The 26,255-nt window shown below is 68.6% G+C and carries 25 protein-coding genes; 7 read left to right on the plus strand and 18 right to left on the minus strand.

Going from position 1 to position 26,255, the window contains the following annotated elements; translation table 11 throughout:
- Positions 1–690 precede the first annotated feature (690 nt).
- Together ABD116_RS11710 and ABD116_RS11715 are read left to right on the plus strand one after the other, a co-directional pair.
- On the plus strand, positions 691–1,629 hold the full coding sequence (locus ABD116_RS11710) for a ParA family protein (RefSeq protein ID WP_343967958.1): 939 nt from the start codon (positions 691–693) through the stop codon (positions 1,627–1,629).
- Between the two features lie 311 nt (positions 1,630–1,940).
- Positions 1,941–2,915, plus strand: coding sequence for a ParB/RepB/Spo0J family partition protein (locus ABD116_RS11715; protein ID WP_343967960.1), 975 nt, complete (start codon positions 1,941–1,943; stop codon positions 2,913–2,915).
- 914 nt (positions 2,916–3,829) lie between these two features.
- Here the strand turns inward: ABD116_RS11715 and ABD116_RS11720 are convergent.
- From ABD116_RS11720 to ABD116_RS11755, 8 genes are all read right to left on the minus strand, one after another.
- On the minus strand, positions 3,830–4,651 hold the full coding sequence (locus ABD116_RS11720; RefSeq protein ID WP_343967963.1) for an SCO6745 family protein: 822 nt from the start codon (positions 4,649–4,651) through the stop codon (positions 3,830–3,832).
- A 125-nt stretch (positions 4,652–4,776) separates the two neighbouring features.
- A complete protein-coding gene (locus tag ABD116_RS11725; protein WP_343967965.1) occupies positions 4,777–5,331 on the minus strand; it encodes a DEAD/DEAH box helicase family protein in 555 nt (184 codons plus the stop codon).
- Between the two features lie 263 nt (positions 5,332–5,594).
- The gene (locus ABD116_RS11730) at positions 5,595–5,903 is read right to left on the minus strand and encodes a nuclear transport factor 2 family protein (protein ID WP_343967967.1); all 309 of its coding nucleotides are present in this window, start codon (positions 5,901–5,903) and stop codon (positions 5,595–5,597) included.
- A 102-nt stretch (positions 5,904–6,005) separates the two neighbouring features.
- Positions 6,006–6,779: a class I SAM-dependent methyltransferase gene (locus ABD116_RS11735; protein WP_343967970.1), complete on the minus strand. Its 774-nt coding sequence runs from the start codon at positions 6,777–6,779 to the stop codon at positions 6,006–6,008.
- Between the two features lie 98 nt (positions 6,780–6,877).
- A complete protein-coding gene (locus ABD116_RS11740; RefSeq protein ID WP_343967971.1) occupies positions 6,878–7,219 on the minus strand; it encodes a DUF3817 domain-containing protein in 342 nt (113 codons plus the stop codon).
- Positions 7,216–8,058: an SURF1 family protein gene (locus tag ABD116_RS11745; protein WP_343967973.1), complete on the minus strand. Its 843-nt coding sequence runs from the start codon at positions 8,056–8,058 to the stop codon at positions 7,216–7,218. The genes ABD116_RS11740 and ABD116_RS11745 overlap by 4 nt, the downstream gene beginning before the upstream one ends.
- 88 nt (positions 8,059–8,146) lie before the next feature.
- Entirely contained in the window at positions 8,147–9,094 is a 948-nt protein-coding gene (locus tag ABD116_RS11750; protein ID WP_343967974.1) for a D-alanine--D-alanine ligase family protein, read from the minus strand.
- A 107-nt stretch (positions 9,095–9,201) separates the two neighbouring features.
- A complete protein-coding gene (locus tag ABD116_RS11755) occupies positions 9,202–10,512 on the minus strand; it encodes an aminotransferase-like domain-containing protein (protein ID WP_343967976.1) in 1,311 nt (436 codons plus the stop codon).
- Between the two features lie 215 nt (positions 10,513–10,727).
- Here ABD116_RS11755 and ABD116_RS11760 point away from each other — a divergent pair, with 215 nt between their 5' ends.
- From ABD116_RS11760 to ABD116_RS11775, 4 genes are read left to right on the plus strand one after another with little or no spacing between them, the layout of a single operon-like run.
- A complete protein-coding gene (locus ABD116_RS11760; protein WP_328331468.1) occupies positions 10,728–10,904 on the plus strand; it encodes a hypothetical protein in 177 nt (58 codons plus the stop codon).
- 16 nt (positions 10,905–10,920) lie between these two features.
- Complete coding sequence (locus ABD116_RS11765) at positions 10,921–11,577, plus strand: GNAT family N-acetyltransferase (RefSeq protein WP_343967979.1); 657 nt, start codon at positions 10,921–10,923, stop codon at positions 11,575–11,577.
- A complete protein-coding gene (locus tag ABD116_RS11770) occupies positions 11,574–11,954 on the plus strand; it encodes a DUF2784 domain-containing protein (protein WP_343967981.1) in 381 nt (126 codons plus the stop codon). Before ABD116_RS11765 ends, ABD116_RS11770 begins: the two co-directional genes overlap by 4 nt.
- Positions 11,955–11,984: 30 nt before the next feature.
- The gene (locus tag ABD116_RS11775) at positions 11,985–12,650 is read left to right on the plus strand and encodes a permease prefix domain 1-containing protein (RefSeq protein WP_343967983.1); all 666 of its coding nucleotides are present in this window, start codon (positions 11,985–11,987) and stop codon (positions 12,648–12,650) included.
- Here the strand turns inward: ABD116_RS11775 and ABD116_RS11780 are convergent.
- Complete coding sequence (locus ABD116_RS11780; protein ID WP_343967985.1) at positions 12,636–12,974, minus strand: PadR family transcriptional regulator; 339 nt, start codon at positions 12,972–12,974, stop codon at positions 12,636–12,638. The genes ABD116_RS11775 and ABD116_RS11780 overlap by 15 nt on opposite strands.
- Before the next feature lie 70 nt (positions 12,975–13,044).
- Between ABD116_RS11780 and ABD116_RS11785 the strand changes: the two genes are divergently transcribed.
- Positions 13,045–15,183, plus strand: coding sequence for an MMPL family transporter (locus ABD116_RS11785; protein ID WP_343967988.1), 2,139 nt, complete (start codon positions 13,045–13,047; stop codon positions 15,181–15,183).
- Here ABD116_RS11785 and ABD116_RS11790 read toward each other — a convergent pair.
- The 9 genes from ABD116_RS11790 to ABD116_RS11830 all read right to left on the minus strand — a co-directional run bounded on the left by ABD116_RS11790 (position 15,174) and on the right by ABD116_RS11830 (position 26,242).
- Positions 15,174–16,124, minus strand: a complete 951-nt coding sequence (locus ABD116_RS11790; RefSeq protein WP_343967990.1) for a DUF6528 family protein — start codon at positions 16,122–16,124, stop codon at positions 15,174–15,176. The genes ABD116_RS11785 and ABD116_RS11790 overlap by 10 nt on opposite strands.
- Before the next feature lie 67 nt (positions 16,125–16,191).
- A complete protein-coding gene (locus ABD116_RS11795; RefSeq protein ID WP_343967992.1) occupies positions 16,192–17,319 on the minus strand; it encodes an N-acetylmuramoyl-L-alanine amidase in 1,128 nt (375 codons plus the stop codon).
- Positions 17,320–17,378: 59 nt separating this feature from the next.
- Positions 17,379–17,708, minus strand: a complete 330-nt coding sequence (gene trxA / locus ABD116_RS11800) for a thioredoxin (RefSeq protein WP_343967994.1) — start codon at positions 17,706–17,708, stop codon at positions 17,379–17,381.
- A 51-nt stretch (positions 17,709–17,759) separates the two neighbouring features.
- Positions 17,760–18,746 (minus strand): thioredoxin-disulfide reductase, encoded by a 987-nt coding sequence (gene trxB / locus ABD116_RS11805; protein ID WP_343967996.1) that lies wholly within the window; start codon positions 18,744–18,746, stop codon positions 17,760–17,762.
- Positions 18,747–18,864: 118 nt separating this feature from the next.
- Positions 18,865–19,626, minus strand: a complete 762-nt coding sequence (locus ABD116_RS11810; protein WP_343967998.1) for an anti-sigma factor family protein — start codon at positions 19,624–19,626, stop codon at positions 18,865–18,867.
- A gap of 109 nt (positions 19,627–19,735) precedes the next feature.
- Positions 19,736–20,338, minus strand: coding sequence for an RNA polymerase sigma factor SigM (gene sigM, locus ABD116_RS11815; protein ID WP_343968000.1), 603 nt, complete (start codon positions 20,336–20,338; stop codon positions 19,736–19,738).
- 71 nt (positions 20,339–20,409) lie between these two features.
- The gene (locus ABD116_RS11820; protein WP_343968002.1) at positions 20,410–22,086 is read right to left on the minus strand and encodes a protein kinase family protein; all 1,677 of its coding nucleotides are present in this window, start codon (positions 22,084–22,086) and stop codon (positions 20,410–20,412) included.
- Between the two features lie 180 nt (positions 22,087–22,266).
- Positions 22,267–23,916 (minus strand): murein biosynthesis integral membrane protein MurJ, encoded by a 1,650-nt coding sequence (murJ, locus tag ABD116_RS11825; protein ID WP_343968004.1) that lies wholly within the window; start codon positions 23,914–23,916, stop codon positions 22,267–22,269.
- Positions 23,909–26,242: a hypothetical protein gene (locus tag ABD116_RS11830; RefSeq protein ID WP_343968006.1), complete on the minus strand. Its 2,334-nt coding sequence runs from the start codon at positions 26,240–26,242 to the stop codon at positions 23,909–23,911. The genes murJ and ABD116_RS11830 overlap by 8 nt, the downstream gene beginning before the upstream one ends.
- Between the last annotated feature and the right edge of the window lie 13 nt (positions 26,243–26,255).

The following is a 26,255-nucleotide window of genomic DNA, read 5'->3' on the forward strand; positions in this document are numbered from 1 at the left end:
GAGGCGGCCGCAGCCGAGCCAGCTGCAGCCGCCACCGCGCCTGTGCCCGCCGCCGGTACGGCCGCCGCACGGGCCGAGACACCTGAAGCCGCCGAGGTACCCGCGCTCCCCGGAGTTGCATCCGGTGCCGTGCCCGCCGTTAGTTCGGGCGGACAAGCTACCCAGCCTTCCCCGGCGCCCGCCGCTGCATCCAGCGTCGCGGGACTTGTGGAGGCCGAACCCACCAGCGCCGGACCTGCGGACGCGGAGCCTACTAGGGCTGCGCCGGCGCACGGGTTGCCGGCGGCTCCGGTGTTCACTCCGCCGGTCCGGCCGGAATCGTCGGTTGATTCTGGTGGACAGGTTGAGTTGGACGGGTCGGGCGAGCGAGACTTTGACAGGACCCCGGAAGGGCAGTCCGCGCTTCAGGCGGCCGCTTCGATCGGGCTCGGTGACGAGCCGGAGGCGACGCCGTCAGAAGCCGTTTCACGTGAAACTCCAGAGGCCGTTTCGTCCGAAACGGCCGCCGCCGAGCGGTCTGAGGAAGAGTTCCCCGAATCGCCCCGGCCTGTGGATGACTACCCCCTGGAAACGCCTCCCTACGCGGGAACTCATCCACAGAGGGCTGTGGATAAACCTGGGGGCAGAGCCGCTCCGACCCCCACCGACATCCTCTTCGGGCCAAGTACCGCACCTATCGGAATGGGCGCTATGACTGCCGCACAGATCGCCGCGCGGGCCACCTCGGACGAGCTTCAGCGACGACTTCTCGAAACTCCGATCGCCGCCGCCACCGAACGGACCCTGCTGGTGAATGAAGGACGCACGATGGGCCGCGAGTTCCCGCTGCCCGCAGAGACCCGGGTCTTCGTGGTCGCCAACCAAAAGGGTGGCGTCGGCAAGACCACAACAACCGTCAACGTCGCCGCCGGCCTCGCGCTGTACGGCGCGCGCATCCTGGTGATCGACCTCGACCCCCAGGGCAACGCCTCGACGGCCCTCGGGATCGAGCACTCGGAAGGCACCCCCGGTGTCTACGAGGCCGTCATCGAGGGGGAGCCGCTGAGCAAGCTGCTGGCTCCCTGCGCCGAGCACCCTGGCATCGTGGTCGTCCCGGCCACGATCGACCTGGCCGGCGCGGAGATCGAGCTCGTCAGCATCGTCGCTCGCGAGAGCCGGCTGAAGAAGGCGCTCGATCAGCACCTGGCCGAGACCGAGGCCGCGGGCGAGAGGTACGACTACGTCTTCATCGACTGCCCGCCGTCGCTCGGCCTGTTGACCGTGAACGCGCTGACCGCGGCCCGTGAGGTACTGGTTCCGATCCAGAGCGAGTACTACGCGCTCGAGGGTCTGTCCCAGTTGCTCCGCCATATCGACATGGTGAAGTCGCACCTGAACCCGACTCTCGATGTGTCGACAATCCTGCTCACCATGTACGACGCCCGCACCAAGCTGGCCGGCGAGGTGGCGACCGAAGTACGCAACCACTTCCAGGACTCGGTACTGCGCACGGCCGTGCCGCGCTCGGTCCGGATCTCTGAAGCGCCGAGCCACGGCCAGACCGTACTCGCGTACGACCCGGCCTCGGCCGGCGCGCTGTCCTACCTGGAGGCGTCGCGCGAGATCGCGATGCGCAACAACGCTTCCTGACCAGAACTGACTGACGGCTCGCCGGCCCTGCTGGCGAGCCGTTCGTTGTACTACTAGGCGTTTCACGTGAAACCCGGACTGGTGATCCAGTGGGTGTTCCACGTGAAACCGAACCACGGCTCGACTGATGTTCCACGTGAAACCCGGCCATCGGTGGAGCTGGTGTTCCACGTGAAACGGGTTGCTGGTGAGGGAGTTCTCCACAGGAGGGGGACCGGCTCTGCGGCCGTCACCTGAGACCAGCTACCGTGGCGCAGTTGCTGTCGACGACACTTGATCGATCCGAAGCACTTGAACTCGAGGGAGCAGCGATGAACACCCGACTCGGACGCGGACTCGGTGCGCTGATTCCCAGCACGCCTGCTCCCGGCACAACCAACAGCCTGGGCAGCAAGTCCAGCTCGATTCCGGGGGCACCGCCGGTCCAGGCCGGCCCCGAGCTCGCTGCGGTCCCCGGTGCGGAGTTCGCCGAGATCGACGTCGAGAAGATCACCCCGAACCCGAAGCAGCCCCGCAGTGTCTTCGACGAGGACGCGATGGCGGAGCTGGTGCACTCGGTCAAGGAGATCGGCCTGCTGCAGCCGATCGTCGTCCGGCGGCTGACCGATACGACGTACGAGCTGGTGATGGGTGAACGCCGCTGGCGCGCGACCCAGCTGGCCGGCCTCACCACGATCCCGGCGATCGTCCGGGACACCTCAGACGACGTCATGCTCCGTGACGCGCTGCTGGAGAACCTGCACCGCAGCCAGCTGAACCCGCTGGAAGAAGCCGCGGCCTATCAGCAGATGCTCGACGACTTCGACTGCACCCAGGAGGTCCTGGCCAGCCGGATCGGCCGCTCCCGCCCGCAGATCTCCAACACCCTGCGCCTGCTGAAGCTCCCGGCATCGGTCCAGCGCCGAGTAGCCGCCGGCGTCCTCTCGGCCGGCCACGCCCGTGCGCTCCTAGGCCTGCCCAGCGGCGACGCCATCGAACGCCTAGCCCAGCGAATCGTCGCCGAAGGCATGTCGGTCCGTACCGTCGAAGAGATCGTCGCGATGGGCGACATGTCCGCCGACGACCCGACCCCCGCCCGCCGCCGCAACAAGCCGGTAGCCCCGCGCCTGGTCGACCTGGCTGACCGCCTCTCCGACCGGTTCGAAACCCGAGTCAAGGTAGACCTGGGCAAAACCAAGGGCCGCATCACCGTCGAGTTCGCCACCATCGACGACCTGGAACGAATCGTCACCCTGATGGACCCGAACAAGACCTCCACCGACCCAACAGATTCCCCCGAGTCCTAACCACAGAACTCCCCGAGTCCGAAGAACCGCGCCTCGCCGAGGATCCGCCCCCGCCCGACCACAACCCGCCGCCATTCATCCGGGCTGCCCGGGCGCCGTGGCGATCTACCTCCTCAGCTGGCCGCCCTCTTCCCGCCGAGCCCGACCCTTGCCAGCGGCCCCCACGCCGGTGCGGCCCCAACGTCGGCCCGGCTCGCTTCGCTCAGACCCGCCGCCACGATCGAGACCGGCTTAACCGGGCCCGGCTTCAATCGGGTCCGGGCTTCGGTCAGGTTTGGGCTTCGGATGTACCGCCGTCTGACCGTCCGCTACCTCGGTGCGGGCCCCGCCGCTCTCTGGTCGCAGCTAGTTCGGGCCGTCTGTGCCCGCGACTGGCGGGGCTCTGGTTGCCGCTAGTCGCGCGGCTCTCTCGAGGGTGACGGCGGAGACGATCGGCGCGGTAGCGGCCGCGGCGCCTCAGCAAGGTCGGCGAGGCCGGTAGTGCAACGACCCACGCCAGCGCGCGGTTGGGTGCGTCGACGGAGGCCAGCGCCTCAGTAGGTGGGACGGCGCAGGCCGGCGCTCCGGTTGGGGCGTCGACACGGACAGCGCTCCGTTCGGTGCGACGGCATAGACCAGCGACCGGTTGGCGCGTCGAGGCGGATCAGCGCTTCGTTGGGTGGGCCGCCGCTCTGTTGGGTGCGACGGCACAGGACCCGGACCGTTTGGGGCGTCGACGCCGACCAGCGCTTCGTTGCGTGGGCCGGCGCTCCATTGGGTGCGACGGCACAGGACCCGCTCCGTTTGGGGCGTTGGCGCGGATCAGCGCTTCGTTGGGTGGGACAGCGCGGGCCGGAGCTTCGATATGTGGGGCGGCGCAGGTCGGCGCATGGGTGGGTGAGGGGGTGGGGGGCGACGGGGAGTGGGGTGGCTGGTCAGAACGGGCTGGCGGCTTTGATCTTTTCGACTAGGGGAGCGAGGCCGGTGGTGAGTTCTGCTATTTCTTGGGCTGAGAGGCAGGTATACGCCGGGGCGGCTAGTTCGTCGGTGAGGTCTTCGATGTCGGTCCTGAGCTTTCGGCCGGCTGGGGTGAACCAGCCGTCGTTGTCGACCAGGCCGCGCTGGCGTAGGCCGTCGATGACTTCTTCCAATTGCGCGTCGCTGAGGGGATCGAGGCGGCCGAAGTCGCGGGGCTTCATGTCCCAGAAGAGGGCCAGGAGTACGTGCGACTCCTGTCCGTTGATGCCGTTGGCGATCAACGCGGCCAGGTGGCCGTCGCCGCGGTGTTCACGAAGGAGCGTGGCTGCGTGCCAGAGACGAGCGAGCGGCTCCTCGGGTACGGGGAGGGAACGGAGGCCGGCGAAGAGCATCCTGCCCTCGACGGGAACGCTCACCGCCGCCTTCAGGAAGAGTTCGGCTGCCCGGGCGACCACCGGGCTGTGGGCCAGCTCGCCCAGGATGTTGCGGAGTGCGGCGACGCAGCCGCGCTGGCGGGCGGCGAGCACGGCCTCCGGTGTTGCGACGTCCCAGACGGCGGGGATGCAGGCGGCGACCTCGCCCGGAGCGAAGTTGTAGAACAGCGCGTCCACCACCTCAGCAGGCACCCGGCCGAGCGGCGCCGACCGCGAGGCGAAGTACAGCGGCCAGTAGCCCTCGTAGCCCAGCGCCTGCAGCTCCTCGTTCGGCTCGTCCGCCATATAGGCGACCTCGTGAATCGGAACGAACAAGTCCTTCAGCTGCTGCGCCACGCTCGCCATCGCAGTTCTCCTCATCCCGAACCGGCCCGCTGCCGGTCCCTCACCCTCTCTACGAACCACCTCACGCCCTTTCGACAAAGTGCCCGAATCCTCCCCACCGAAGCGGCGCCGTTTCACGTGGAACGTCAGCGAGGGGTTGGGAGCAGGCCATGGACCTGGCCCTCGCCGGATGCGACCAGACGTGCGACTTCCTGGAGGGTTTCCAGCGGAGTGAGGACTGAATTGTCGACGGGCGCCGACCAAGGGGACCGTTTGGTCCGCAGATTGCGGTGGTCGTCCAGTAGATGGGCCGGTGAGCGGTCTGGATCGTTGGCTGTTCGGCGGAGCACCGCTTCCGTGGTGGGCGTCAGGGAGCAGTGGAAGACCTGGCCGATGCGCAGCAGGTCCGGGATGACCGGGTTCAGGTCGATGGCGTCGTGGATGCTGTTGCCGGCGATGAGCACGTTCTCGTAGTCGGCCGCGAAGAACGACTCGGCGAGCTGGACGCACTGGCGTAGGACCAGTGCGGTACGTGCGTCGTCATACGGCAGGTCCCACTGGGGATCGACCATGAGGAACAGTTGGTCGGTGTCGACCGCAGCGGTGCGACCCCACGTCGCGACCTTCTCCGCGTAGCTCAGTCGGAGGACGGTCGTCTTCCCGGAGCCGGCAGGCCCGGAAAGGAAGACGGTCCTAGGCATCGGCTGTCACAGGGCCGGGGGGAGCGGGAGCTAGGAGTTTCGCCACTGCTGGTGCGTCTGCTGGGACTGCGCGGCGGCTTTGAGGGTTAGTCATTGGGAGGTCTGTGAGCCATTCGCGGGTGTGGAGGAGCTGGCGGAGGACTGCTGGGTGGGTCCGGACTTGATGTGGTGGGTGAGGGTGCCGGGGAGGTCGATGGTTACGTGGCGGGTGGTGAAGTGCCAGGTGGTGGTTCTGGTGAAGGTGTCGTCGTAGTGGCCGACAGCTATGGGTTGGAGGGGAAGTCGGGGAGGGCTTGGTAGGCGGTGAAGGTGCTGCGGGAGGTGGCGGTGCCGGACGGCTCGTCCACCTCGATGAGGAAGTTGGTGACTATGTGGCGGGTGCGGGGGGTGCCGTCGGGGTAGCGGATGACGGTGTTGTTGAAGTTCTGGGTGATGGCTGCTGCGCCGGTGACGGAGGTGGTGCCGGTGAAGGCGGCGTTGGCGAGTAGGGCTCCTAGGGCTTCGAAGTCGCCGGCGTCTACCAGTTCGGCGTACCTGAGGATGAGGGTTTTGATGGCTTCTCGGCTCGACATCTGAGGGGGGTCCTAGTCGGGAGGGTGGCTGCGGGATTTGTCGACATAGCTACTTGGCGACGTATCGGCCGGAATGTTTCATGTGAAACATCGCGGTTGGGGTCAGGGTTTGGTGGCTTTGATGACGTAGTAGGCCGGGAGGTGGGCGGTGGTCGGTCCTAGGCCGGCGTAGCCGTCGGGGGTGGAGTGTTCGGTGAAGGCGTCCAGGCGGAGGCCGGCGTTGAGGAGGGCCATGACCACGTCGCTGGTGGGCCAGACGAAGGCGTTGAAGGGTGGCGGGGTGGCAGTGCCGCGGGCACCGAAGGGGAGTTTGGCGTCGTCGGTTTCGGCGCGGGGAGTGGTGCGGCCGAAGTAGTCGCCGGTGACCGCGAGGTGGTTGTCGCCGCGGACTGCCAGGACTTCCCAGAGGGGGTGGTGGTCCGCGATGAGGACAGAGCCGCCGGGGCGGAGACGGGTGGCGAGGATGTCGGCCAGACGGCTGAGGTCAGGGGCCCAGCAGATCGCGCCCCAGCTGAAGTAGATGAGGTCGAGATCGACGAGGTCGTCCGGCAGGTCGAACATGTCGGCGCGGCGGAAGTCGGCTGGGATGCCTGCGTCGGTGGACTTCTGCCGGGCGATGGCGAGGGCCACTTCAGAGATGTCTACGCCGACGGCGGTCGCGCCGAGGGTGGACCAGGAGAGGACCTGGTCGCCGCAGGAGCAGGCGAGCTGGAGGACGCGTTTACCGCGGACGTCGCCGGCCAGGGCCAGCTCGAAGTCTTCGAGGGCCAGGCCGCCCGCTCCGAAGAACTCGGCGGGTTGGCCTTGGCGGACGGGGGCGATCTGGTTCCAGCTGGCGCGGTTGGCTTCGGTGACTTGCTCGAGTGAGTCGGTCATGCGGCTGAAGCTAGGTCAGAGCTGGAGACGCCGCACTGCATTTACCGCTGAGGCTGGGCCCGGGGCGGGTGAGGCGAAGCCGCCGCCCCCGCGGTGGGTCAGGAACGGGTGAGCTCGTGGGTGACCTTGCGCTCCGCGTAGAAGGAGAGGAAGGGGATGGTGCCGGCGAGCGCGACCAGGACGAGGCGGGGGAGGCTCCAGCGGACCCGGCGGGCGAGGTCGAAGGCGCCGAGCAGGTAGACGACGTAGAGGAAGCCGTGCAGCGGGCCGACCACGTTCATCGCCGAGGGGTTGTCGCCGAGGTACTTGAGCGGCATCGCGACGAACACCAGAACGAGCAGCATGACGCCGACGACGTAGGCGATCACGCGGTACCGGGTGAGTGCGCTCTTCACTGCCGGGGACAGGGCGGACGTGGCGGGGTCTGCGGGGGAGGTCACGCTGAAACGGTACCGCTTGACTCCAGCTCGCCGTCCGCCTGGTCCGACTCGCCCGAGCGAGGCCGGTCGTCGTCCGGGTCGCGCTTGTCGGCGTCGTCCGACCCAGCCGCGTCGCTGTCGTCGGAGCGGTGGGCGTCGAGGACCATGCGGCCCCACATCCACAGGGTGAAGGCGGCGAAGATCCACCACTGGAAGGCGTAAGCGACGTTGCGGAGACCGGCGTGGTCGGTCGGCGGGGATGGGGCGGGGACGATCGCGGGAGACAGAGCAGCCGAGGAAGCAGCGGGCTTGTCGATCGAGGAGAGCACGACGAAGGCGTCGTAGATGCGGTAGTCGACCAGGTCCACGATGGTCGGGATCCGCAGGGACTGAAGAGTGCGGCCCTTGGCTGCGTCGCCGGATGCATCCTGGGCCTCGGACTGAGCTACGGCGCCGGTCAGCTCGACCCGGCCGGTCAGTGGCTTCACCGCAGGGTCCGCGACAGTCGGTACCCAGCCACGGACGACCATCACGGCACCGGTCGAGGCGTCGGCGCTCCCGGTCGAATCCAGCATGACTGGCGAGACCACCCAGAAGCCGTTCTTGTCACCCAGCCGGCGGTCTGAGATGTACAGCTGGTCAGCGGCCGGTCCCCAGGTCCCAGTGACGGTCACCTTCCGCCCGACGGCCTTCGAGGTCAGTCCTTCGTCGATCGAGAAGAGTGTGTTCAGCGGTACCGGCGCACCCTCGGCCCGCTTCGCCGTCGCTGCCGCGGTCTTCGAGTGATAGACGTCCAGCTGCCAAACGCCGAGTACCGACATGGTGGCGGCGATCGCGAGCGCGAGGAGCAGCAGTGCCATCCAGCGTGGCGTGAAGACCGTTCGCCACAAGGGTCGCGCCAGCGACGGGGCCACAGGCGAGGTAGGAGGCGCGACAGACATCAGTGACTCAACGAGCAGCAGCCGCGGCCAGCAGATCGCGACACAGCACCCCGAGCTCGATACCGGCTGCCTCCGCGGCCAAAGGCACCAACGACGTCTCGGTCATCCCCGGCGCCACGTTGACCTCGAGGAACCACGGCACCCCGTCAGCGTCGACGACGAGGTCCGAGCGCGACAGATCCCGCAATCCCAAAGCAGTGTGGGCAGTCACGGCCGCCGCAGCACAAGCCTGCGCAACCGAGGTCTCGAGCCGAGCCGGTACGACGAACTGCGTAGCCCCCGCCGTATACCGAGCCTCGTAGTCGTAGAACCCGGAGTCGGGCCGGATCTCAACAGCCGGCAACGCGCGCGGGCCATCACCCGTGTCCACCACGGTGACAGCCACCTCGACGCCATCGACGTACCGCTCGATCAACGCGACCGGCCCGTACGCATAGCAATTCACCATCGCCGAAGGCAGCTCATCGGCCGCCCGCACGATCGAAGCCCCGAGCGCCGATCCACCCCGAGCCGGCTTCACCACCAGCGGCAGCCCGATCTGACTGATCACCGCCTCCATCAGCGCGGCGGCGCCCAGCTCGCGGAAAGTGTCATGACCCAGTACGACGGAAGGCGGCGTGTGCAGCCCGGCCGAGGTCACCATCGTCGCGGCAACCGGTTTGTCGAAGGCGGTCCGGCAAGCCTCCGCATCGGCACCCACGTAAGGCACCCGATACAGGTCGAGCACCTGTCGGAGCGCGCCGTCCTCGCCCGTGACGCCATGCAGGACCGGGAAGACCGCGTCAGGCGGGTCGTTGCGCAGCCGTTCGACCAGGCTCGCGTCGACGTCGCGTTGCTCGACCTCGACCCCGACGCTGCGCAGAGCGTCGGCGACGCGCCGGCCGGAGCGCAGCGAGACATCCCGTTCGTGCGACAGTCCGCCGGCCAGTACCAGCACTCGACCCAGATCACTCATAGAAACTTCCCGATCGCTAGTGGGCGACTCCGGCGGGCGCCGGTCCCGAGGCCCATTTGAACGGTACCGCCACCACCGGGCCGGTCAGACCGGTGCCCGGCAAATCCTTAACTAAGCTCTGGCCCTGGCGCGTCGTAGTCCCGGCCCGCGCCGGGCTTCAGCGGACCGAACGTCTGCCGCAGCTCGAGCTCCTCGTTGATCACCGCGGCGAGCCGGGCGACCCCTTCGGTGATCCGCTCGGGCGTCGGATGACAGTAGGACAGCCGCATGCACTGGGAGCCGAAACCGTCGGCGAAGAAGGCGGTGCCGGGGACGTACGCGACCCGGGCGGTGACCGCGCGCGGCAGCATCGCCTTCGAGTCGAGCCCGTCCGGCAGGGTCAGCCAGACATAGAACCCACCACCAGGCCGGGTCCAGGTCGTTGCCGCAGGCATCTTGTCGGCGAGCGCCGCGAGCATCGCGTCCCGGCGCTCGCGGTACATCTCCCGGAACTGCTTCACCTGGCCGAGCCAGTCGTGCCGCATCAGGTACGACGAGATCGCCAGCTGACTGAAGATCGGTGGGCACAGCGTCGCGGACTCCTGCGCCAGCACGAGTTTCTCCCGCACCGCATGCGGCGCCACCGCCCAGCCGACCCGGAAGCCCGGGGCGAAGGTCTTGGAGAAGGAGCCGAGATAGATGACCCCTTCGCGATCGTCGGCCCGCAACGCGCGCTGCGGCTCACCGTCGAACCCGAGCAGCCCGTACGGGTTGTCCTCGAGGATCAGCAGATCGGCCCGCTGACAGATCTCCAGCACCCGCCGGCGGCGCTCGTCGGACAGCGAGATGCCGGCCGGGTTGTGGAAATTCGGGATCGTGTAGAAGAACTTGATCTTCTTGCCGGCCGCCCGGACCGCGGCGATCGCCTGCTCCAGCGCCTCCGGCACCACACCGTCGTCGTCCATCGCAACGTGAACGACCTCACACTGGTACGCCCGGAAAACACCGAGCGCACCGACGTACGACGGGGCCTCGCAGATCACCACGTCACCAGGATCACAGAACACGCGGGTGACCAGATCGACCGCCTGCTGGCTACCCACAGTGACGACGATGTCGTCCGGATGCGCGTCGATACCCTCCAGCCGCATCACGTCGCAGATCTGGTCGCGCAGCGTCGGGTCGCCCTGGCCGGAGCCGTACTGCATCGCGACCGCGCCGTTGTCGACCACCAGATCGCGGACCGCGCCACCGACCACATCGAGCGGAAGCCCTGCGATATTGGGCATTCCGCCCGCCAGCGAGACCACCTCCGGGCGGCTCGCGACCGAGAACAGCGCCCGGATCTCCGATGCGGTCATACCCTTGGTCCGTGCTGCGTACCGGTCGACGTAGTTGTCGAGACGGGTCTGCCGGACATCAGGCAGGTCAGCACTCACGGAGCGGCTCCAAGAACAGGCGACGAGGGGCATGCCGGGGAAGGCACCAGGCTACGCCGAAGTAGCCGAGCGTGTTCGCGTGCCCGGACTGCCGATCGGCGCTACCTCTCACTACCATGCCTTATAGGGGCAGGTTCGACCATGGTGCCGACTGGTGGCTGAGATGACCACTGGCCCTGGAGCACGACCTGGAGTGGTGCGGAAGGCGGGATCGGATGAGCATGGGCAAGGCGATCGGACTGGCGCTCGGCGGACTACTGTTCGGCGTCCTCGCCGGGTTCGCGGGCGAGCTGTTCAGACGGCAGCCGGCGGCCAAGGTGCAACAGCGGTACGTCGCTCCGGAGGCGGCGGAGACACCCGACGCCAGGACCCCGGCGCCGGCTGCCCGGTGACCGACCGGATGCGCTGATGGCACGACGGCTGGAACCGCTCACGCTCGCCAACCTCGACGAGCTGCCGGTGCCATGCCGTTCCTGTGTTTTCTGGGAGCTCGATCCGGTCGCAGCGCGCCAGGCGAGCCGCACCGGTGACACCCACCTCGAGAAGGAAGCCTGGCTCTCCCAGCTGCTGCTGGACTGGGGTACGGCCGGAGTCGTCCTGTACGTCGACGACGCACCCGCCGGATTCGCCCTCTACGCCCCCGCGGCGTACCTGCCCCGCATTCAGGCCTTCCCCACCGCTCCACCGAGCCCCGACGCCGTCGTACTGGCAACAGGGCGCATCCTGCCCCGGTACCTGGGCATGGGACTCGGCAAGGTCCTCATCCAGGCCGTCGCCAAGGATGTGCTCAAGCGCGGCTTCCGGGCGGTCGAGGCCTTCGGCGACTCCCAGTGGCACGGACCGGCCTGCGTCTGGCCGACCGACTTCCTCCAGGCGGTCGGGTTCGGCGTAGTACGGGAGCATCCGCGCAATCCGCGACTCCGGCTCGATCTCCGCTCCGTCATCATCTGGCGCAGCGAGATGGAGGCCGCGGTCGAGCGCCTGATGGGCGCGATCCGGCCCGAGCCCGCCCGGCCCGCGCCGGCGGCCGTGCGCGACACCCTGACCCGCAAACCGTCGTCATGATCTACCGGGTGCTCGCCGATCTGGTCGCGATCGTGCACGGTGCCCTGCTGGTGTTCTTCCTGATCGGCGGCTTCCTGGCGTGGAAGTGGCGGCGGGTGATCTGGGCGCATCTGTTCGTCGGCGCCTGGAACCTGGCGATCGTGATCCTCGACTTCGGCTGCCCGATCACGGCGCTGGAGAAGCACTGGCGCCGCGAGGGTGGCGAGCAGCCGTACGCCGGCGGCTTCATCCAGCACTACATCGACGGCACCGTCTACCCGGCCGGCTACACCTGGGTCGCGGAGAAGGTCGGCTTCGCGCTGCTGGTCATCTCCTACCTCGGCCTGTACTTCGTCAGCCGACGAACCAGGGCTCGCTCAGTGGAGACCCGGACGTGATCCGGTCCGCTCGTCCCCATACTGGTAGCTGTGTCCAGTCACGGAACCGTCGTCCAGGACCCGGTCGAGACGTACCTGACCGGTCTGAGCCGCGCGCTGAGTGGACCGCGCCGGCGTAAGGCCGACCTGATGGCGGAGGCGCGGGACAGCCTGGTCGACGCCACCGAGGCTTACGAAGCCGACGGACTGAGCCCAGCGGAGGCTGCTGAGCGAGCTGTCGAGGACTTCGGCGACCTGGCCGAGGTCGTACCGGGGTACCGGTCCGAACTGGGGATCGCGCAAGGGCGGCGTACGGCGGTACTGCTCCTGATCGTCATGATCGCCCAGCCGATCGTCTGGCAGGAGGGTCTCTGGGTCTGGAACCAGCACCCTGACTCCGACGCCCCGGTCGTCATCTTCCTCAACCAGCTGGTGATGCTGGCCGGCGGACTGTCGATCGCGGGCGGCATGCTTGCGCTGATCGCTACCGGCATCGGGCTGCGCTACCCGGCGGTCCGTGAGCACGTGACCAGGGTGACGGCCCGATTCGCGCTGTCGAGTTGTGCCGCGGTGAGCATCGTCGCGCTGCTGCTCAGCACGGCCAGCGCGATCGTCAACGAGACCGACGCGACCGGACTGCTGGTCGTCTTCGCGTTCGTGGTCGGGCCGCTGCTGCTGGTGAGCCGTGCGGCCCACCGCTGTCTACGCCTGGCCTGACGCGCCCTTGGGCCGGAGTACGCCCTCGACGACGGCGCGGAACGTCTCCCACTCGGTCTTGCCGGTGGCGAGCATCTTCTGACCGGCTGACGTGAGCTGGTACGTCCGCCGCTTGCGGCCGCCCACAGTGCTCCACTCGCTGGCCAGGTAGCCGGCTCGCTCGAGTCGCCGCAGCGCCGGGTAGAGCGTGCCGGTCGGCAGGTCCAGCTCGCCGCCGCTGCGCTCCAGCAGCGCTTCCATGATCGCGTAGCCGTGCAGCGGTTCTGACTCGACCACCGCCAGGATCATCGGGTCCAGGTGCCCTCGGAGCGCATCCGCCTTCATGTAGTCAGTCTACTCATACAGGTGCTACCGTCGTGTGTATAAGTAGACGCGCTACATGTAGGGAGAAACGATGGTGCACCGGGTAGCGGGGTGGGCGATGCGGCGGGCGGGGCTGGCCGTGACGCTGTGGCTGGTCGCGTTGATCGTGGTGACCGCGGGAGCGACGCTGATCGGGAGCGCCTACAAGAACACGAACTCGCTGCCGGGGACGGACTCGCAACGGGTGATCGACATCTTCCGCGAGCACCAGCCACAGGGCGCGACCGACTCGGTCCAGATCGTCCTGTACGACGAGAACGGCTTGGCTGCCTCGTCGGCCAAGACCCGGATCGCCGGGATGCTGGCCGAGGTCGGCGAGTTGCCGCACGTCGCGGCCGTCGCCGATCCCTTCACGGCGAAGGGCTCCCTGTCGGCCGACGGCAAGACGGCGTACGCGACGGTCGACCTCGACGTCGCCGCGGCGGACATGCCCGCCGCGGACGTACGGGCGATCATCCACAAGGCGCAGGGGATCGCGACCGACGGGCTGCAGGTCGAGCTCGGTGGTGACCTGGTCCGCAGCGCCGAGGAGAGTGCGGGCGGAGCCTCCGAAGGCGCCGGAATCCTTGCTGCGCTGGTGATTCTCGTCTTCCTCTTCGGCTCACTGCTCGCCGCGAGTCTCCCGCTCCTGACCGCCGTCTTCGCGGTCGGCGGCACGCTCGGTCTGCTCGTGATCGCCTCGCACGTCTTCACCATCCCCAGCTACACGGCTCCGGTGATGATGCTGGTCGGGTTCGGCGTCGGCATCGACTATGCGCTGCTGATCTTCTCCCGGTACCGCGGTGAGCTGCTCAAGGGCGCCGACCGGGCGAAGGCCGCCCGGATCGCCCTCGACACCGCCGGCCGCTCGGTGATCTTCGCCGGCTGCACTGTGGTGATCGCCCTCCTCGGCCTGCTGGCGCTCGGACTCGGGTCACTGCAAGGCCTCGCGCTGGGCGTCACGGTTACCGTGCTGATGACGATGCTCGCCGCCGTCAGCCTGTTGCCCGCGTTGCTCACCTTGTTCGGCAAGCGGATCGAACGCAGCATTCGCAAGCACGCGGCCAAGTCGCGCCGCCACCCGGGCGACGGCTGGCGCAAGCTGGCGACGGCGGTCCAGCGCGGACCGTGGGTGCCGCTCGTGCTCGGGACGGTCGCTCTCGTCGCGCTCTGCCTGCCGGCCCTCGACCTGCGACTTGGGTTCGCAGACGCGAGTACGGACGCTCCGGCCAAGACCAGCCGCAAGGCGTACGACCTGTTGGCGAGCGGCTTCGGCCCCGGCTTCAACGGTCCGCTGATCGTAATGTCCGAGGGCACCCCGGAGGCGGCCAAGGAGCTCAACACCTTGCTGGCAAAGGATCCGGGCATCGCCGGCGTGACTCCGCCGCAACTCCTGGCCGATGGCAAGGTCGCGACGATGCTCGCCTTCCCCAAGTCGGGACCGCAGGACAAGGAGACGAGTGACCTCGTTCAGCGGTTGCGCGACGAGACGCTGCCGCCGCTCGCGGACGAGACGAAGGCGACCTACCTGATCGGTGGATCGACGGCCGCCGCGGATGACTTCGCCAGTGCGGTCAGCAAGCGGCTGCCGATCTTCGTCCTGGTCGTGGTCGGTCTGTCCGCGCTGCTGCTGATGGCGGTCTTCCGCTCGCTGCTGATCCCGTTGAAGGCGGCAGTGCTCAACCTGCTCAGCATCGGCGCTTCACTGGGCGTCATCACGCTGGTCTTCCAGCACGGCTGGTTCGGCGCGCAGCAAGGGCCGATCGAGGCGTTCGTGCCGGTGATGATCTTCGCGATCGTGTTCGGCCTGTCGATGGACTACGAGGTGTTCCTGATCTCCCGCATCCACGAGGAGTGGCGGCGGAGCGGTGATGCCCGGGAGGCGGTCCGTGAGGGTCTCGCCAACACCGGCAGCGTGATCACGGCGGCAGCGGCGATCATGATCGTCGTCTTCGGCGCCTTCCTGCTCAGCCCGGATCGGATGCTGAACCAGTTCGGCCTCGGGCTCGCGGTCGCCGTCCTGCTCGACGCGTTGCTGATCCGGTGCGTCATCGTTCCGGCGGTACTACGCCTGATGGGTGCTCGCGCTTGGTGGCTGCCTCGCTGGTTGGACCGGCTGCTTCCGGTGATAGCGCTCGAGCGCGAGGAGGAGGCGGATGCAGTACCGGCCGAGCAGCTCGTTCACTCGTAGCGGGAGCTCCAGACGCGGGCCTTGTAGATCTGTGCGCCGGCCAAGGTCCGCGTCGCCGCCGGTACTGCGAACTGCACCGTGTCCGTGCACCAGGACGTGTAGCACCCGGCCTTCGGTGTGGTGCGGACCTGCTGGGCATTGGGCATGCTGTTCGCACTCTTGATACCGCCGACGTTCTCGGTGGACACGATCGCACCGGACGACTTGCTGACCTGGTAGACCTTCGAGCCGGTCGAGACCCAGAGCAGGTCGTGGTTCTCCAGTACCGGCGTCAGGTCGTGGCCACCGCCGGTCGGCAGCGTCACCACCTTCGATTCCTCCAGTACCGGCGCCGCGGCGGTGCCCTTGATCTTCAACGCTGCCAGGCGATTGCCGCCGAGCACCCAGAGGACCTGCTGAGTCGGATCCCAGGTCACGCCGTGCGCGTCCGGCAGCGGGTACGAGGCGTACTTGCTGGAAGACGAGCCTTGCGACGCTGTGTAGACGCGGATGAAACCGCCGGCGCTCGCGGCCACTGCGACGTTGCCGTCGGGGAGTAGCTCGACGCTGTGCGGGTTGTTCGCGGAGCCGACGTTGAGAGCCCAGATTCGCTGGCCGCCGGGGTAGATGATCAGGCCGGCGAGACCCCGGGAGTCGGAGACCACGGCCACGTAGGCGCCTGCGCGGTCCATCCGCAGTTTCACGTCGGACGGGAGTCCCCAGGCGGAGGTGAGGCCGCTGAAGCCGTTGGCAGTGGTCGGCAACCAGGACCACTTCAGAGCCGCTGCGGTGTTCCAGTTGTAGACAGCAGGGTCCAGCAAGCGGATCCGCGCAGCCGGGCCGTTCTCGGACTGCTGGTCGGTCACCGCGACCAGACGACCTGCCTCAGCTGCTTGGGCCGGTTGACCAACTGGTACCAGGAGGGCCGCCAGCAGGCCGACCGCGCCGAGAATCCGGACCACAGTTCTCTACCACCCCAGGTTGGTTTCCTACCAACGACGGTAGTGGAGACGTCAGAAACTGGCGATCTCAGACGGTGAGTTGACCGAAGTGCAGCATGCCGGTCGACGCGTCCTGCTCCGGCGGCAGGTAGACGCGCTGGATCGCGACCACGATCGCCTCGGCGATCACGTCGCGGAAGGCCGGATCCGCGAGCCGCGACGAGTCGTGCGGGTTCGTCACGTACCCGATCTCGAGCCGGACCGCGGGCATCTTGGTCCGCCGCAGCAGGTCCCAGGTCTTCTGGTGGGTGCGGCAGTTCAGCAGATCGGTGCGAGCGACGATCTCGCGCTGCACCAACCCGGCGAACTGCTCGCCGACGCTGGAGGAAGCGCCGTGCAGGTCGCTGCCGTAGTAGTACGTCGCGATGCCCTGCGCCTCCGGGTTCATCGACCCGTCGGTGTGCAGCGAGACGCACAGATTCGCGTCCGTCTCGTTGGCGAAAGCAGCCCGGGCCAACTCGTCCGGCCCCTGATCGCGACCCCGCGAAAGATAGGCCCGTACGCCGGTAGCGCCCAGCCGGCCTTCGATCCGCGAAGCCAGGTCGTACGCCACGTCCGACTCGCGCAGCCCGAAGCCTTCCCAGCCGTAGTCGAAACCACCATGGCCGGGGTCGATCACGACCGTCTTGCCCGACAGACGCGGGCCGGCCGCGCGGACAGCCTCCGAGGCGCGCAAAGCGTCAGGACGGCCGCCGGTCGCCATCGGGCGGATCCGCTGCAGCGCCTTGAACGTCGAGGGGCCACACGTGCCGTCAGCAGGCAAGCCCATGTTGCGCTGGAACTCGGTCACAGCGCGCTGGGTGTCGGCCGCGAAGATGCCGTCCACTCGGGCGACGGCGAAGCCCAGCTCCTGCAGTTTCGCCTGCAGGGCCTGGACGTCGTCGCCGGTGAGCGGGTGCGAGACGACGTACGTCAGCAGCCGGTCACCCAGCCGCCAACGGGCGTCGTCGATCGCGCGGTACGTCTGCGGGCCGACGATGCCGTCGATCATCAGCCCGCGTTGCTGCTGGAACCCCCGCACGGCATGAGCGGTCGCTTCGTCGTAGACGTCGTGACCGCCCGGCTGCAGCAGCCCCAGTCGCTGCAGCTTTCCGATGATCTCGGCGACGGCTTCACCACTGTCGCCGATTCGGTAGATGCCTTGGGAGGCTGCCATCAATGCTCCTTGCCATGCGGCGGAAAACGTCCCCTCACGGGGGCGCCTAAAGCAGTGTCTCAGCCGGTGAAGTCAGCCAGCTCCCGGAGCAGCGCAGCCTTCGGCTTCGCGCCCACGATGGACTTGGCCAGTTCACCGTTCACGTAGACATTGATGGTAGGGATGCCGGTGACGCGGTAAGTACTCGGGGTGACCGGGTTCTCGTCGACGTTCATCTTGAGGAAGGTCACCTTGTCGCTGTGCTCGCCGGCCAGCTCCTCCAGGATCGGCGAGACCTGACGACACGGTCCGCACCACTCGGCCCAGAAGTCCACCAGTACCGGCTTGTCGCTCTTCAGCACGGTCGCGTCGAACTCGGCGTCCGTGACTGCGTTCATCTTGTCGCCCATGGCGATCTCCTTAAGGGTTTGCTGCTCGAAGTGGCGAAGGGTGGTTCGGAGTCAGACCGTGACCGGCTCGGTGGCCTCAGCGGCCGCGGCGGTCGCCTCGAACTCCAGCGTGGCCAGGAAGCGCTCGGCGTCCAGAGCTGCGGAACAGCCGGTGCCGGCCGCCGTGATGGCCTGGCGGTAGGTGTGGTCGACCAGGTCGCCCGCGGCGAACACACCGGGCAGGTTGGTCCGGGTGCTGTCGGGCTGGACCAGCACGTAGCCGTCCTCGTCCAGGTGCACCTGGCCCTTGACCAGCTCCGAGCGCGGGTCGTGACCGATCGCGATGAACAGGCCGGTCACCGGCAGCTCGCGGGTCTCACCGGTGACGGTGTCGCGCAGCACGATGCCGGTCAGCTTCTCGTCGCCCTTGATCTCGGCCACCTCGGAGTTCCACGCGAACTCGATCTTCTCGTTCGCGAAGGCCCGCTCGGCCATGATCTTCGAGGCGCGCAGCTCGTCGCGGCGGTGCACGATGGTGACCTTGTCGGCGAACCGGGTCAGGAAGGTCGCCTCCTCGATCGCGGTGTCGCCACCGCCGATCACGGCGATCTCGTGCTGGCGGAAGAAGAACCCGTCACAGGTCGCACACCAGGAGACACCGTGGCCGGACAGCCGGTCCTCGTGCTCGAGGCCGAGCTTGCGGTAGCCGGAGCCCATCGCGAGGATGACGGCCTTGGCGCGGTGCACGGTGCCGGCCGAGTCGGTGACGGACTTGATCTCACCGGTCAGGTCGACCGCGACGATGTCGTCGGCGACCAGCTCGGCGCCGAAGCGCTCGGCCTGGGTGCGCATCTCGTCCATCAGCGCGGGGCCCATGATGCCCTCGGAGAAGCCCGGGTAGTTCTCCACCTCGGTGGTGGTCATCAACGCGCCACCGGCCGTGACGGAACCTTCGAAGACCAGCGGCGCCAGCTGGGCGCGCGCGGCGTAGACGGCGGCCGTGTAACCGGCTGGGCCGGAACCGATGATGATGACGTTGCGGACTTCTGCCTCGCTCATTCAGGCGTTCCTCGGGTCGTCGAGACTGGGTACGTCGTACTCAACGGATCCTTGAGGCCGACCATTCCCACGGTACCCATGGAGGTGAGCCGCTACCCAATCGGCTCACCGCCTGGAATCAACGGTTGCGCAACGTCACCGTGGTCTCGTAAACCGGCGTGGCGACGCCACCGGACGTGTTGCAACCGGTGACCACGGTGATCTGGATGTCGCTCGGCGAACTGCCCTGGACGCCGATCACCGTCGCCCGCTTGCCGTCGACCTTGGCCTGCTGGACCAGCCGCAGGTCCGGGTTGGACCGGCCGGCTGCGAAGCTGCGGGCGCAGTCGACCTCGGTCGGGGTGGCATGCAGCAGCGGGCCGTTGGCGTTCTCGAGCCAGCGCTGCACGTTCGGTCCGACCTGGTCGGTCGACAGCGACGGGATCGAGTCGATCGGCACGGTCGGGTTGATCCCGGCGGCGCCCTCGTTGCCGTGGCCGGCGGTGCCGAGCGCGACGCCGACGCCGATCCCCGCGATCGCGAGCACGCCGGCGGCGGCCAGCACGAGCTTGGGGAGATGACGACGTGGCTCTTCGCGCATCTGGACCAGCGAGTGGACGCCGACCGTGGAGGCGCGGAGTACGGACTCGGAGACGATGACGGAGTCGAGGTGCTCGGCGACGGCGGTCGGCATCGGGATGTCGGCGCGGCCCTCGTCGGCCAGGTCCTCGGTCAGTTGCAGCAGCGCGTCGTACGTCTGCTGACAGTCCGGGCAGGCCTTCACGTGTTCACGAGCGCGATGCGCGTCGGGTGCGGGGAGCAGGTTCTCGATCAGGTCGGCGATGGTGTCCGTGTCCAGGTGCTCGAGGTGCTCACTGGTCGGCAGACCGGATTCGGTCATCGGGAACTCGCCTCCTCACGGGAGGTGCGCAGAGTGGTCATCGGTGAAAAGCTCCGGTCGGCGATCACGGGGTCGCAGGATGGCGACTCTGCTTCGACGGGGACGGCGGTCATTCGGTTCCCACTGATTCCGCGGCAGTCTTCGCCGGTACGTCGGAGCCGCCGCGGGTGGTCTGCCAATGGCGCAGCAACGGCAGCAACCGGGCCCGCCCGCGGGCGCAGCGGCTCTTCACCGTGCCCGGCGCACAGCCCAGAATGGCGGCCGCCTCCTCGATCGAGTAGCCCTCCATGTCGACCAGGACGAGCGCGCTGCGCTGGTCGACGTTGATCTGCTTCAAAGCATTCAGTACGTCGAGACGGCGCTCGCGGACCTCGGCCGCGTCCTCCTCGACCGGCCCCGCCAGCTCGGCCGCGCGGTCCTCGTCCTCGGGCAGCGGGTCGGCCTGGCGGACCTGCCGGCGGCGGATCCGGTCCAGACAGGCGTTCACCACGATCCGGTGCAGCCAGGTGGTCACCTTGGCGTCGCCACGGAACGAGTCGGCCCGGCGGAACGCCGAGATGAACGCCTCCTGCAGCGCGTCGGCCGCCTCCTCGGGCTCGCCGAGGGTGCGGATCGCGACCGCCCACATCCGGTCGCGGTGCCGCTTGACCAGGATGCCGAAGGTGTCCGGGTTGCCGGCCACGTGCAGCCGGAGCAGCTCGTGGTCGTCCATCGTGTCGTAGCCCGGCGGCAGAGCCGAGGGCCCGCCATCTACAGGGGGGCCTATCCGAGTGATATCAGAGGTCATTTCTGGACCGAGACCTCCGCGATCTCGCCGCGGTACCCGGTACCGTCCTTCGGGATCTTGGTCAGCCACACCAGCACATAGCGGGTCTTGACGGGCGCGGCCGGCGTCAGCACAGCCTGTTCGCCCTGATCCCCGAGTGACGCCACCGACTTCCAGCCGCTGACCGCGGGTGCGGAGACGTTCGGGTCCGCCTTCGGCACCATCAGCTCGAGACTGGTGCCGTCGCCGACCAGAGTGACCGTCACCTTGGAGACATCGGTGAGCGCGCCGAGGTCGTAGATGATGCCGACGCCGTCCTTGCTGCCGCCGAAGTTGGGCTTGTTCTTGTACGACATCGTGGTCCAGGTCGTACTGGCATCGCCGTCGTAGGTCTTGCCGACGTCCTTGGGGTGTTCCTCGCCGTTGCCCTGTGGCTCGGGGTCGAAGTCCTTGGCGGCGACGATCTTCGCCGGGGCGCCGGACGCCGACGGGGGTGGCGAGCTGGCGGCCGGTGGCGGGTTGGTCTTGCTGTCGTTGCCCTGGTCCTTGTTGATCGCGCCCTTGACCAGGAACTGCGCCATCGCGACCACGGACAGCAGCGCCAGGACGGCGAGCAGGATCAGGATCCGGCCACCCCAGCTGCCGCGCTGTTTCGGCTCGTCGGCGGGCGGCTTACGCCGGCCACCGTTTTGCGGGGGCGGGGCTTGGCGGCGTACCGGCCGGGTCTCCGCTGCCGCGGCGTAGGCCGGTTGAGCGGGGACGCGGCCGTTGTTCTCGGCGTAGGCGCTCTGCTGGTACTCCGGGATCTGCGGCGTCGGGTCGAGTGCGGGCGGCGCCTGGATCGGCGGCGCGATCTGGGTGGCGTCGTCGACGCTGCCGTTCTGCCGGGCGACCGCGACCGTCTCGTCCATCTGGCTCGGCGGCTCGTGCGAACTGCCGATGACCCCGGACAGCGCAGCGGACAGGCCTGCCGCGCTGGTGATCGGGACGGAGTGGTGCCGCGGCGGGTCGCCGAGCAAGCGGTCGGAGATGTCGTCCAGCGAGCGCGGTACGCCGGCGCGCACCTGGCGCGGGCTCAGCAGCCGACCGTGCTCGACCGGGGCGGGCTGGAGACCCCAGGCCGGGGCCGGGCCGGGCCAGCGCCCGGTCAGAGAGGCGTACAGCAGCTCGCCGAGCGCCCGGACGTCCTCCTCCGGCGAACCGGGCCCGGTGGAGCGCAGGGCGGCCTCAGTGGCGAGTCCGACGACCTTGATGGCTCCGGCGTCGGTCACGACGACGGTGGAGGGGCTGATCGAGCCGTGCGAGTGGCCGGTGCGGTGCAGGTTCTCCAGTGCCTCGGAGACCTCGCGGGCCAGCCAGCCGGCCTGCTGGCCGGTCAGCGGTCCAGCGCTGAGCATCCGCTCGAGGGGCCGGCCACCGGCCCACTCACGGACGCAGTACGTCACGCCTTCGTGCATGTCGCAGTCGAGCACCCGGAGGAACCGCGGGTCCGCTGCTGCCGCGGCACGCCGGGCCGCGTCGAAGAGTTGGTTCGTCCTCGGGTCGCCAACCGGCAGGACGTCTACGACCACTGCCCGGCTGAGCACCTCGTCCACTGCTCGCCACACCCGCGCACCGTCGATCTCCGCGAGCAACTCGGCGATCCGGTACCGGCCGGCGAGCAGGGCACCAGGACTGACGGTCTGGTTCGACACGGTGTCTCTCGCCCTCCTCGATGCACTGGTCGTCCTGCGTCTCCGCCCTGGATCCGGTCGGCGGCCGAATTCGGCTGATCCAGGCAGGTGCGAACGGTTGGCGGTCCGATCGCAGCCCCCATGCTAGTGCCCCGCTGACCGGACAAGTGGTGCACGAGTGCACAAGCGGCCGATCAGGGCCTACCGGGAGCGGCCGGGGAGCTTCGATGTGACCGCGGCCACCACGTCGGTGACCTCGTGGATACGGAGTACCCGCGCCACACCGACGTACACCGGGAGCATCACGACGCCGCCGACGGCGAGCTGGACGACCGCCGCGAGCGGGCCGGTCCAGTCGACGGCGGAGTCGAACACGGTCAGCACCCCGCGGCCGATGCCCGCCCCGGCCACGGCGGCGATCACCATCGCGAGCAGCGGCAGCCCGATGCCCGAGCCGGCCACCCGGGGGACCCGGCGGCGGAGCACGCGGCGGGACATCAGCACGGCCACCAGGTACGCCAGCGCATACGCGGCACCGAGCACCACGCCGCTGAACCGCAGGTGCTGCTCGTCCAGCAGGACCCGTACGCCGATCAGCGCGGCGGCGATGTTCGTCGCGGCGATCGCGCACTGCATGAAGAACGGCGTCCGGGTGTCCTCGAACGCGTAGAAGGTGCGCAGCTGGAAGTACTGGACCGTGAACGGCACGATCCCCAGCGCGAGCGTCATCAGCGTGTACGCCATCAACTGCAGGTTGTTCTTACCGGACCCGTAGCCGGCGATCACCGTCACGATCGGATAGGCGAAGGCGATCATCGCCGCGGCCGCCGGTACGACGATCGCCAGCGTCTGGCGGATCGACCGGGCCGACAGCCGGGCCACCTCGGTCACGTCACCCGCCGCCGCCAGCGCCGACATCTGCGGCAGCGCGGCCGTGGCCAGCGAGACGGTGACGATGCCGTGCGGCACCAGGATGATCAGCATGGCGGTGCTGTAGGCGAACAGACCGGCCTTGGCGCCGGGATCGTTCGAGGCGCTACCGGCGATCGCCAGCTTGGTGACGACCACCAGCGTCACCTGGTTGACCGCGACGAAGAGAACGGTCCAGGTGCCGAGCTTGGCGGTCTGGCCGAGGCCGGTGCCGCGCAGCCCGAACTTAGGCACATAGGTGTGGCCACTGGCCTTCAGGTACGGCAGCAGCACCAGCAACTGCACGGCGATGCCCAGCGTGTGGCCGAGGCCGAGCAGCAGCTCCTCGCCGTGGCTGAAGGTCGGCGGGTTGTCGCCGGCCCGGTAGACCAGCAGGAAGATCACGATCGAGGCGCACGCGACCACGTTGTTCGCGATCGGCGCCCACATCATCGGGCCGAACCGGCGCCGGGCGTTCAGCACCTGGCCGACCAGGACGAACGCGCCGTAGAAGAAGATCTGCGGCAGGCAGAGCCGGGCGAACATGATCATCGAGTTCTTCTCGGCCAGCCGCGACGGGTCGTGCAGCTCCTTCGGCAGGTAGAGCTCCGAGATCTGCGGCGCCAGCACCACACAGGCCACGGTGACCACGGCCAGCACCAGGAAGCCGAAGGTCAGCAGCCGGTTGGTGAAGTCCTGGCCGCCGTCGTCGTGGTTCTTGATCGCACGGACCAGTTGCGGCACCAGCACGGTGTTGAAGATGCCGCCGGCCAGCAGGATGTAGAGGCTGTTCGAGATCGTGTTGGCGGCGGTGAAGATGTCGCCGCGCAGCGCGGTGCCGATGGCGGCGGCGAGCAGGGCGATCCGGACGAATCCGAGCAGGCGGGACAGCACCGTTCCGGCTGCCATCACCGCCGCGGAGCGCAGGGTGCGGTCAGCCATCCTTCGTTCCGACTCCTTCTTTCAGGCTTTCGAGATCGCTCTGCCCAGGCACGAGCGGTGCCGGGGCGTCAGAGTGTGAGGCGCCGTTCGGGCTGGTGGCCGGGTCGTCCTGGCCGAGGTCCTCGAGCGGCAGCGGCTCCGGATGCAGCGCGTCGGCCTCGGGCTTCGGCGTCGGGTTGCGGCGTTCGGAGCGCACTCGCCGGTAGATCCGGACGATCGACGTACCGAACAGCAGCGCGACCGCGGCGCCGACCAGGATCCAGCCGACGCTGCCGTACTGCGCCGCCTGGATCACCAGCGGCTGCGAGTCGCCGACCGGCTGCTTCCCCGCCGTCACCAGCTGCGCGGTGGCGTTGATGACGCCGTTCTGCTCGGCGCTCGCCTTGACCTGGAAGGTGCCCTTCTGACCGGCCGGCAGCAGCAGGGTGTGCAGCTGGGCGATCTTCAGGTCGTTCCGGTTGCCGGTCGCGGTGACCTCCAGGCCGACCCGGATCGTCACGTCCAGCCCGTTCTCGACGGTCAGCGGGAAACTGCCCTTGCTGCCGGAGAGGTTGACCTTGATGCCGTCGTGCTGGCCCTTGCTCTTGTTGGTGACCAGGTGGACTTTCTTCAGCTGCGCGGCGACGGCGTTGCGCTGGTAGTTGACGAAGCGCTGCGCTTCGTTCGGAGTGGCGCTCCATTCGAGCGAGGCCGACCGGAGCAGTCCCTGGGTCATGCTCAACGGGGTCTGCGCGGCCGGGTCCGACAGCAGCGATTCGTACGTCGAGGTCGTGCTGCTCAGATCCCGGATCTTGTCCAGCTGCCCGCCGGAGAGGCCGGACGTCTCAGCCGGAGCGGCCGGAGCCTTCGTCTGGCCGGCAGCAAGGCTGGTGACCTGGTTGATCCCGACCGGCGTGATCCAGGGCGAGGTGGACATCGTCTGCAGGACGGCAGAGGTCGACAGGCCGTCGTTGTCCCAGCCGCGAGGCGGTACGACGACCACTGTCCACGTACCGGCCTTGCCGGCGAGCAGCGAAGTCTCCGCCGCGAACCGCTGCTGCAGCTGGAGCGGCTGCTTCGCGCTCGCCGGGTCGGGACCGCCGGCCAGCAGAGCGGAGTCCGCGATCACTGCCTTGACGTACTTCGGGGCCGGCGCCTCTGGAGTCAGCACCTTGTACACCGGGCTGGGCTGCAGCTTCGGCCGCTCGTTGGCGGCCCAGGCCGAGCTCGGCAGGATGTTCACGTCGTCGTCGCGCTGCGCGGCGAACCCGAAGGAGCCGGCGGCCAGCGTCTTGGAGTCGACCTGCCGGTCCCCGAGCCAGAGGCCGGACGGGTTGCCCTGCTCGGACAGCGGCATCCGCAGGTTGTACCGCTCGCTGGCCGACCGGGCGCTGCTGATGATCTTGTCGGCCGCGTCACCGGCGGCGGCGAGGCTCGCGATGTCGGGATCGCCGTACGGGAGCAGGACGGTCGGGTTGACGTTGCGGCTCTTGTCGAACGCCTCCAGCCACGCCTTGACGATCGCGCGGCCGGTACCGGCCTTCGTCTGGCCCGGGCCGGCCGCGACCTTGTAGCTGTCGGACTCGGCGATCGTGCGCGCCTCGTCGATCATCGCCGGATCGACCAGCCAGGTGACGAGCCGCTTCTGGCCGAGGGCGAGCAGCCGGCCGAGCTGGCCGGTCGGCGCCATCGCCTCGGCGAGCGAGTCGTTGGCGAAGAGGTGGTCGGCGAGCAGCGTCGGCCGATGCGTCAACGGCAGCACCACAGCGGCGTTCACGCGGCCGGGCAACGGGGTCTTCGGGATCACCGGCATCAGGATCCGGGTCAGCCCGGCGGTGGTCCGGTCCGTCTTGCTGACGTTGCCACGGAACCGGACGCCGACCGAGTAGACGCCGGGCTCGCTCGAGATCTTCCACTCGCTCCACGGCACGACCAAGGTGAACGGGACCGAGTCCTTGGGGGCCAGCGGAGCGTCGAACTCCTGGAAGGTGGACGCTTCGGGGTTGGTCAGGCCGGAGCAGTCGTTGCGGTCCTTGACCGGGACGTCCGCCTCGGTCGGGATGGCCGCGACCTGGGCGGCCGTCGACAGCCGGTCGCGCTCGATACAGGCGGTCGCCTGGGAGCCCTCGAAGGTGGTCTGGCTGGTGTTCGTGACGCGTCCCGTGATGGTGACCGCCTGGCCGGGCGCAGGGGTCGACGGGCTGAAGGAATCGATGGCGACATCGACCATCGGGTTGTCTTCCGCCGCGGTCGCGGCCGCCTGCGCCGGGGCCAGCGCGGCGGCCGACGCAGCGATCAGCAGGCTCGCGCCCGCCGCCGCGGAGAGCCTCAGTCGCCGTCTGAACACGCCGTCACCGTAA

It is taken from the genome of Kribbella koreensis (genome assembly GCF_039525325.1).
Classification (GTDB): Bacteria; Actinomycetota; Actinomycetes; order Propionibacteriales; family Kribbellaceae; genus Kribbella; species Kribbella koreensis.

What these genes read in the sequence shown, in the direction of transcription:
- ABD116_RS11710 (WP_343967958.1), top strand. Translation starts at nt 691, where the DNA reads ATGACTGCCGCACAGATCGCCGCGCGGGCCACCTCGGACGAGCTTCAG.
- ABD116_RS11715 (WP_343967960.1), top strand. Translation starts at nt 1,941, where the DNA reads ATGAACACCCGACTCGGACGCGGACTCGGTGCGCTGATTCCCAGCACG.
- ABD116_RS11720 (WP_343967963.1), bottom strand. Translation starts at nt 4,651, where the DNA reads ATGGCGAGCGTGGCGCAGCAGCTGAAGGACTTGTTCGTTCCGATTCAC.
- ABD116_RS11725 (WP_343967965.1), bottom strand. Translation starts at nt 5,331, where the DNA reads ATGCCTAGGACCGTCTTCCTTTCCGGGCCTGCCGGCTCCGGGAAGACG.
- ABD116_RS11730 (WP_343967967.1), bottom strand. Translation starts at nt 5,903, where the DNA reads ATGTCGAGCCGAGAAGCCATCAAAACCCTCATCCTCAGGTACGCCGAA.
- ABD116_RS11735 (WP_343967970.1), bottom strand. Translation starts at nt 6,779, where the DNA reads ATGACCGACTCACTCGAGCAAGTCACCGAAGCCAACCGCGCCAGCTGG.
- ABD116_RS11745 (WP_343967973.1), bottom strand. Translation starts at nt 8,058, where the DNA reads ATGGCACTGCTGCTCCTCGCGCTCGCGATCGCCGCCACCATGTCGGTA.
- ABD116_RS11750 (WP_343967974.1), bottom strand. Translation starts at nt 9,094, where the DNA reads ATGAGTGATCTGGGTCGAGTGCTGGTACTGGCCGGCGGACTGTCGCAC.
- ABD116_RS11760 (WP_328331468.1), top strand. Translation starts at nt 10,728, where the DNA reads ATGAGCATGGGCAAGGCGATCGGACTGGCGCTCGGCGGACTACTGTTC.
- ABD116_RS11765 (WP_343967979.1), top strand. Translation starts at nt 10,921, where the DNA reads ATGGCACGACGGCTGGAACCGCTCACGCTCGCCAACCTCGACGAGCTG.
- ABD116_RS11770 (WP_343967981.1), top strand. Translation starts at nt 11,574, where the DNA reads ATGATCTACCGGGTGCTCGCCGATCTGGTCGCGATCGTGCACGGTGCC.
- ABD116_RS11780 (WP_343967985.1), bottom strand. Translation starts at nt 12,974, where the DNA reads ATGAAGGCGGATGCGCTCCGAGGGCACCTGGACCCGATGATCCTGGCG.
- ABD116_RS11785 (WP_343967988.1), top strand. Translation starts at nt 13,045, where the DNA reads ATGGTGCACCGGGTAGCGGGGTGGGCGATGCGGCGGGCGGGGCTGGCC.
- ABD116_RS11795 (WP_343967992.1), bottom strand. Translation starts at nt 17,319, where the DNA reads ATGGCAGCCTCCCAAGGCATCTACCGAATCGGCGACAGTGGTGAAGCC.
- trxA (WP_343967994.1), bottom strand. Translation starts at nt 17,708, where the DNA reads ATGGGCGACAAGATGAACGCAGTCACGGACGCCGAGTTCGACGCGACC.
- trxB (WP_343967996.1), bottom strand. Translation starts at nt 18,746, where the DNA reads ATGAGCGAGGCAGAAGTCCGCAACGTCATCATCATCGGTTCCGGCCCA.
- ABD116_RS11810 (WP_343967998.1), bottom strand. Translation starts at nt 19,626, where the DNA reads ATGACCGAATCCGGTCTGCCGACCAGTGAGCACCTCGAGCACCTGGAC.
- sigM (WP_343968000.1), bottom strand. Translation starts at nt 20,338, where the DNA reads ATGGACGACCACGAGCTGCTCCGGCTGCACGTGGCCGGCAACCCGGAC.
- murJ (WP_343968004.1), bottom strand. Translation starts at nt 23,916, where the DNA reads ATGGCTGACCGCACCCTGCGCTCCGCGGCGGTGATGGCAGCCGGAACG.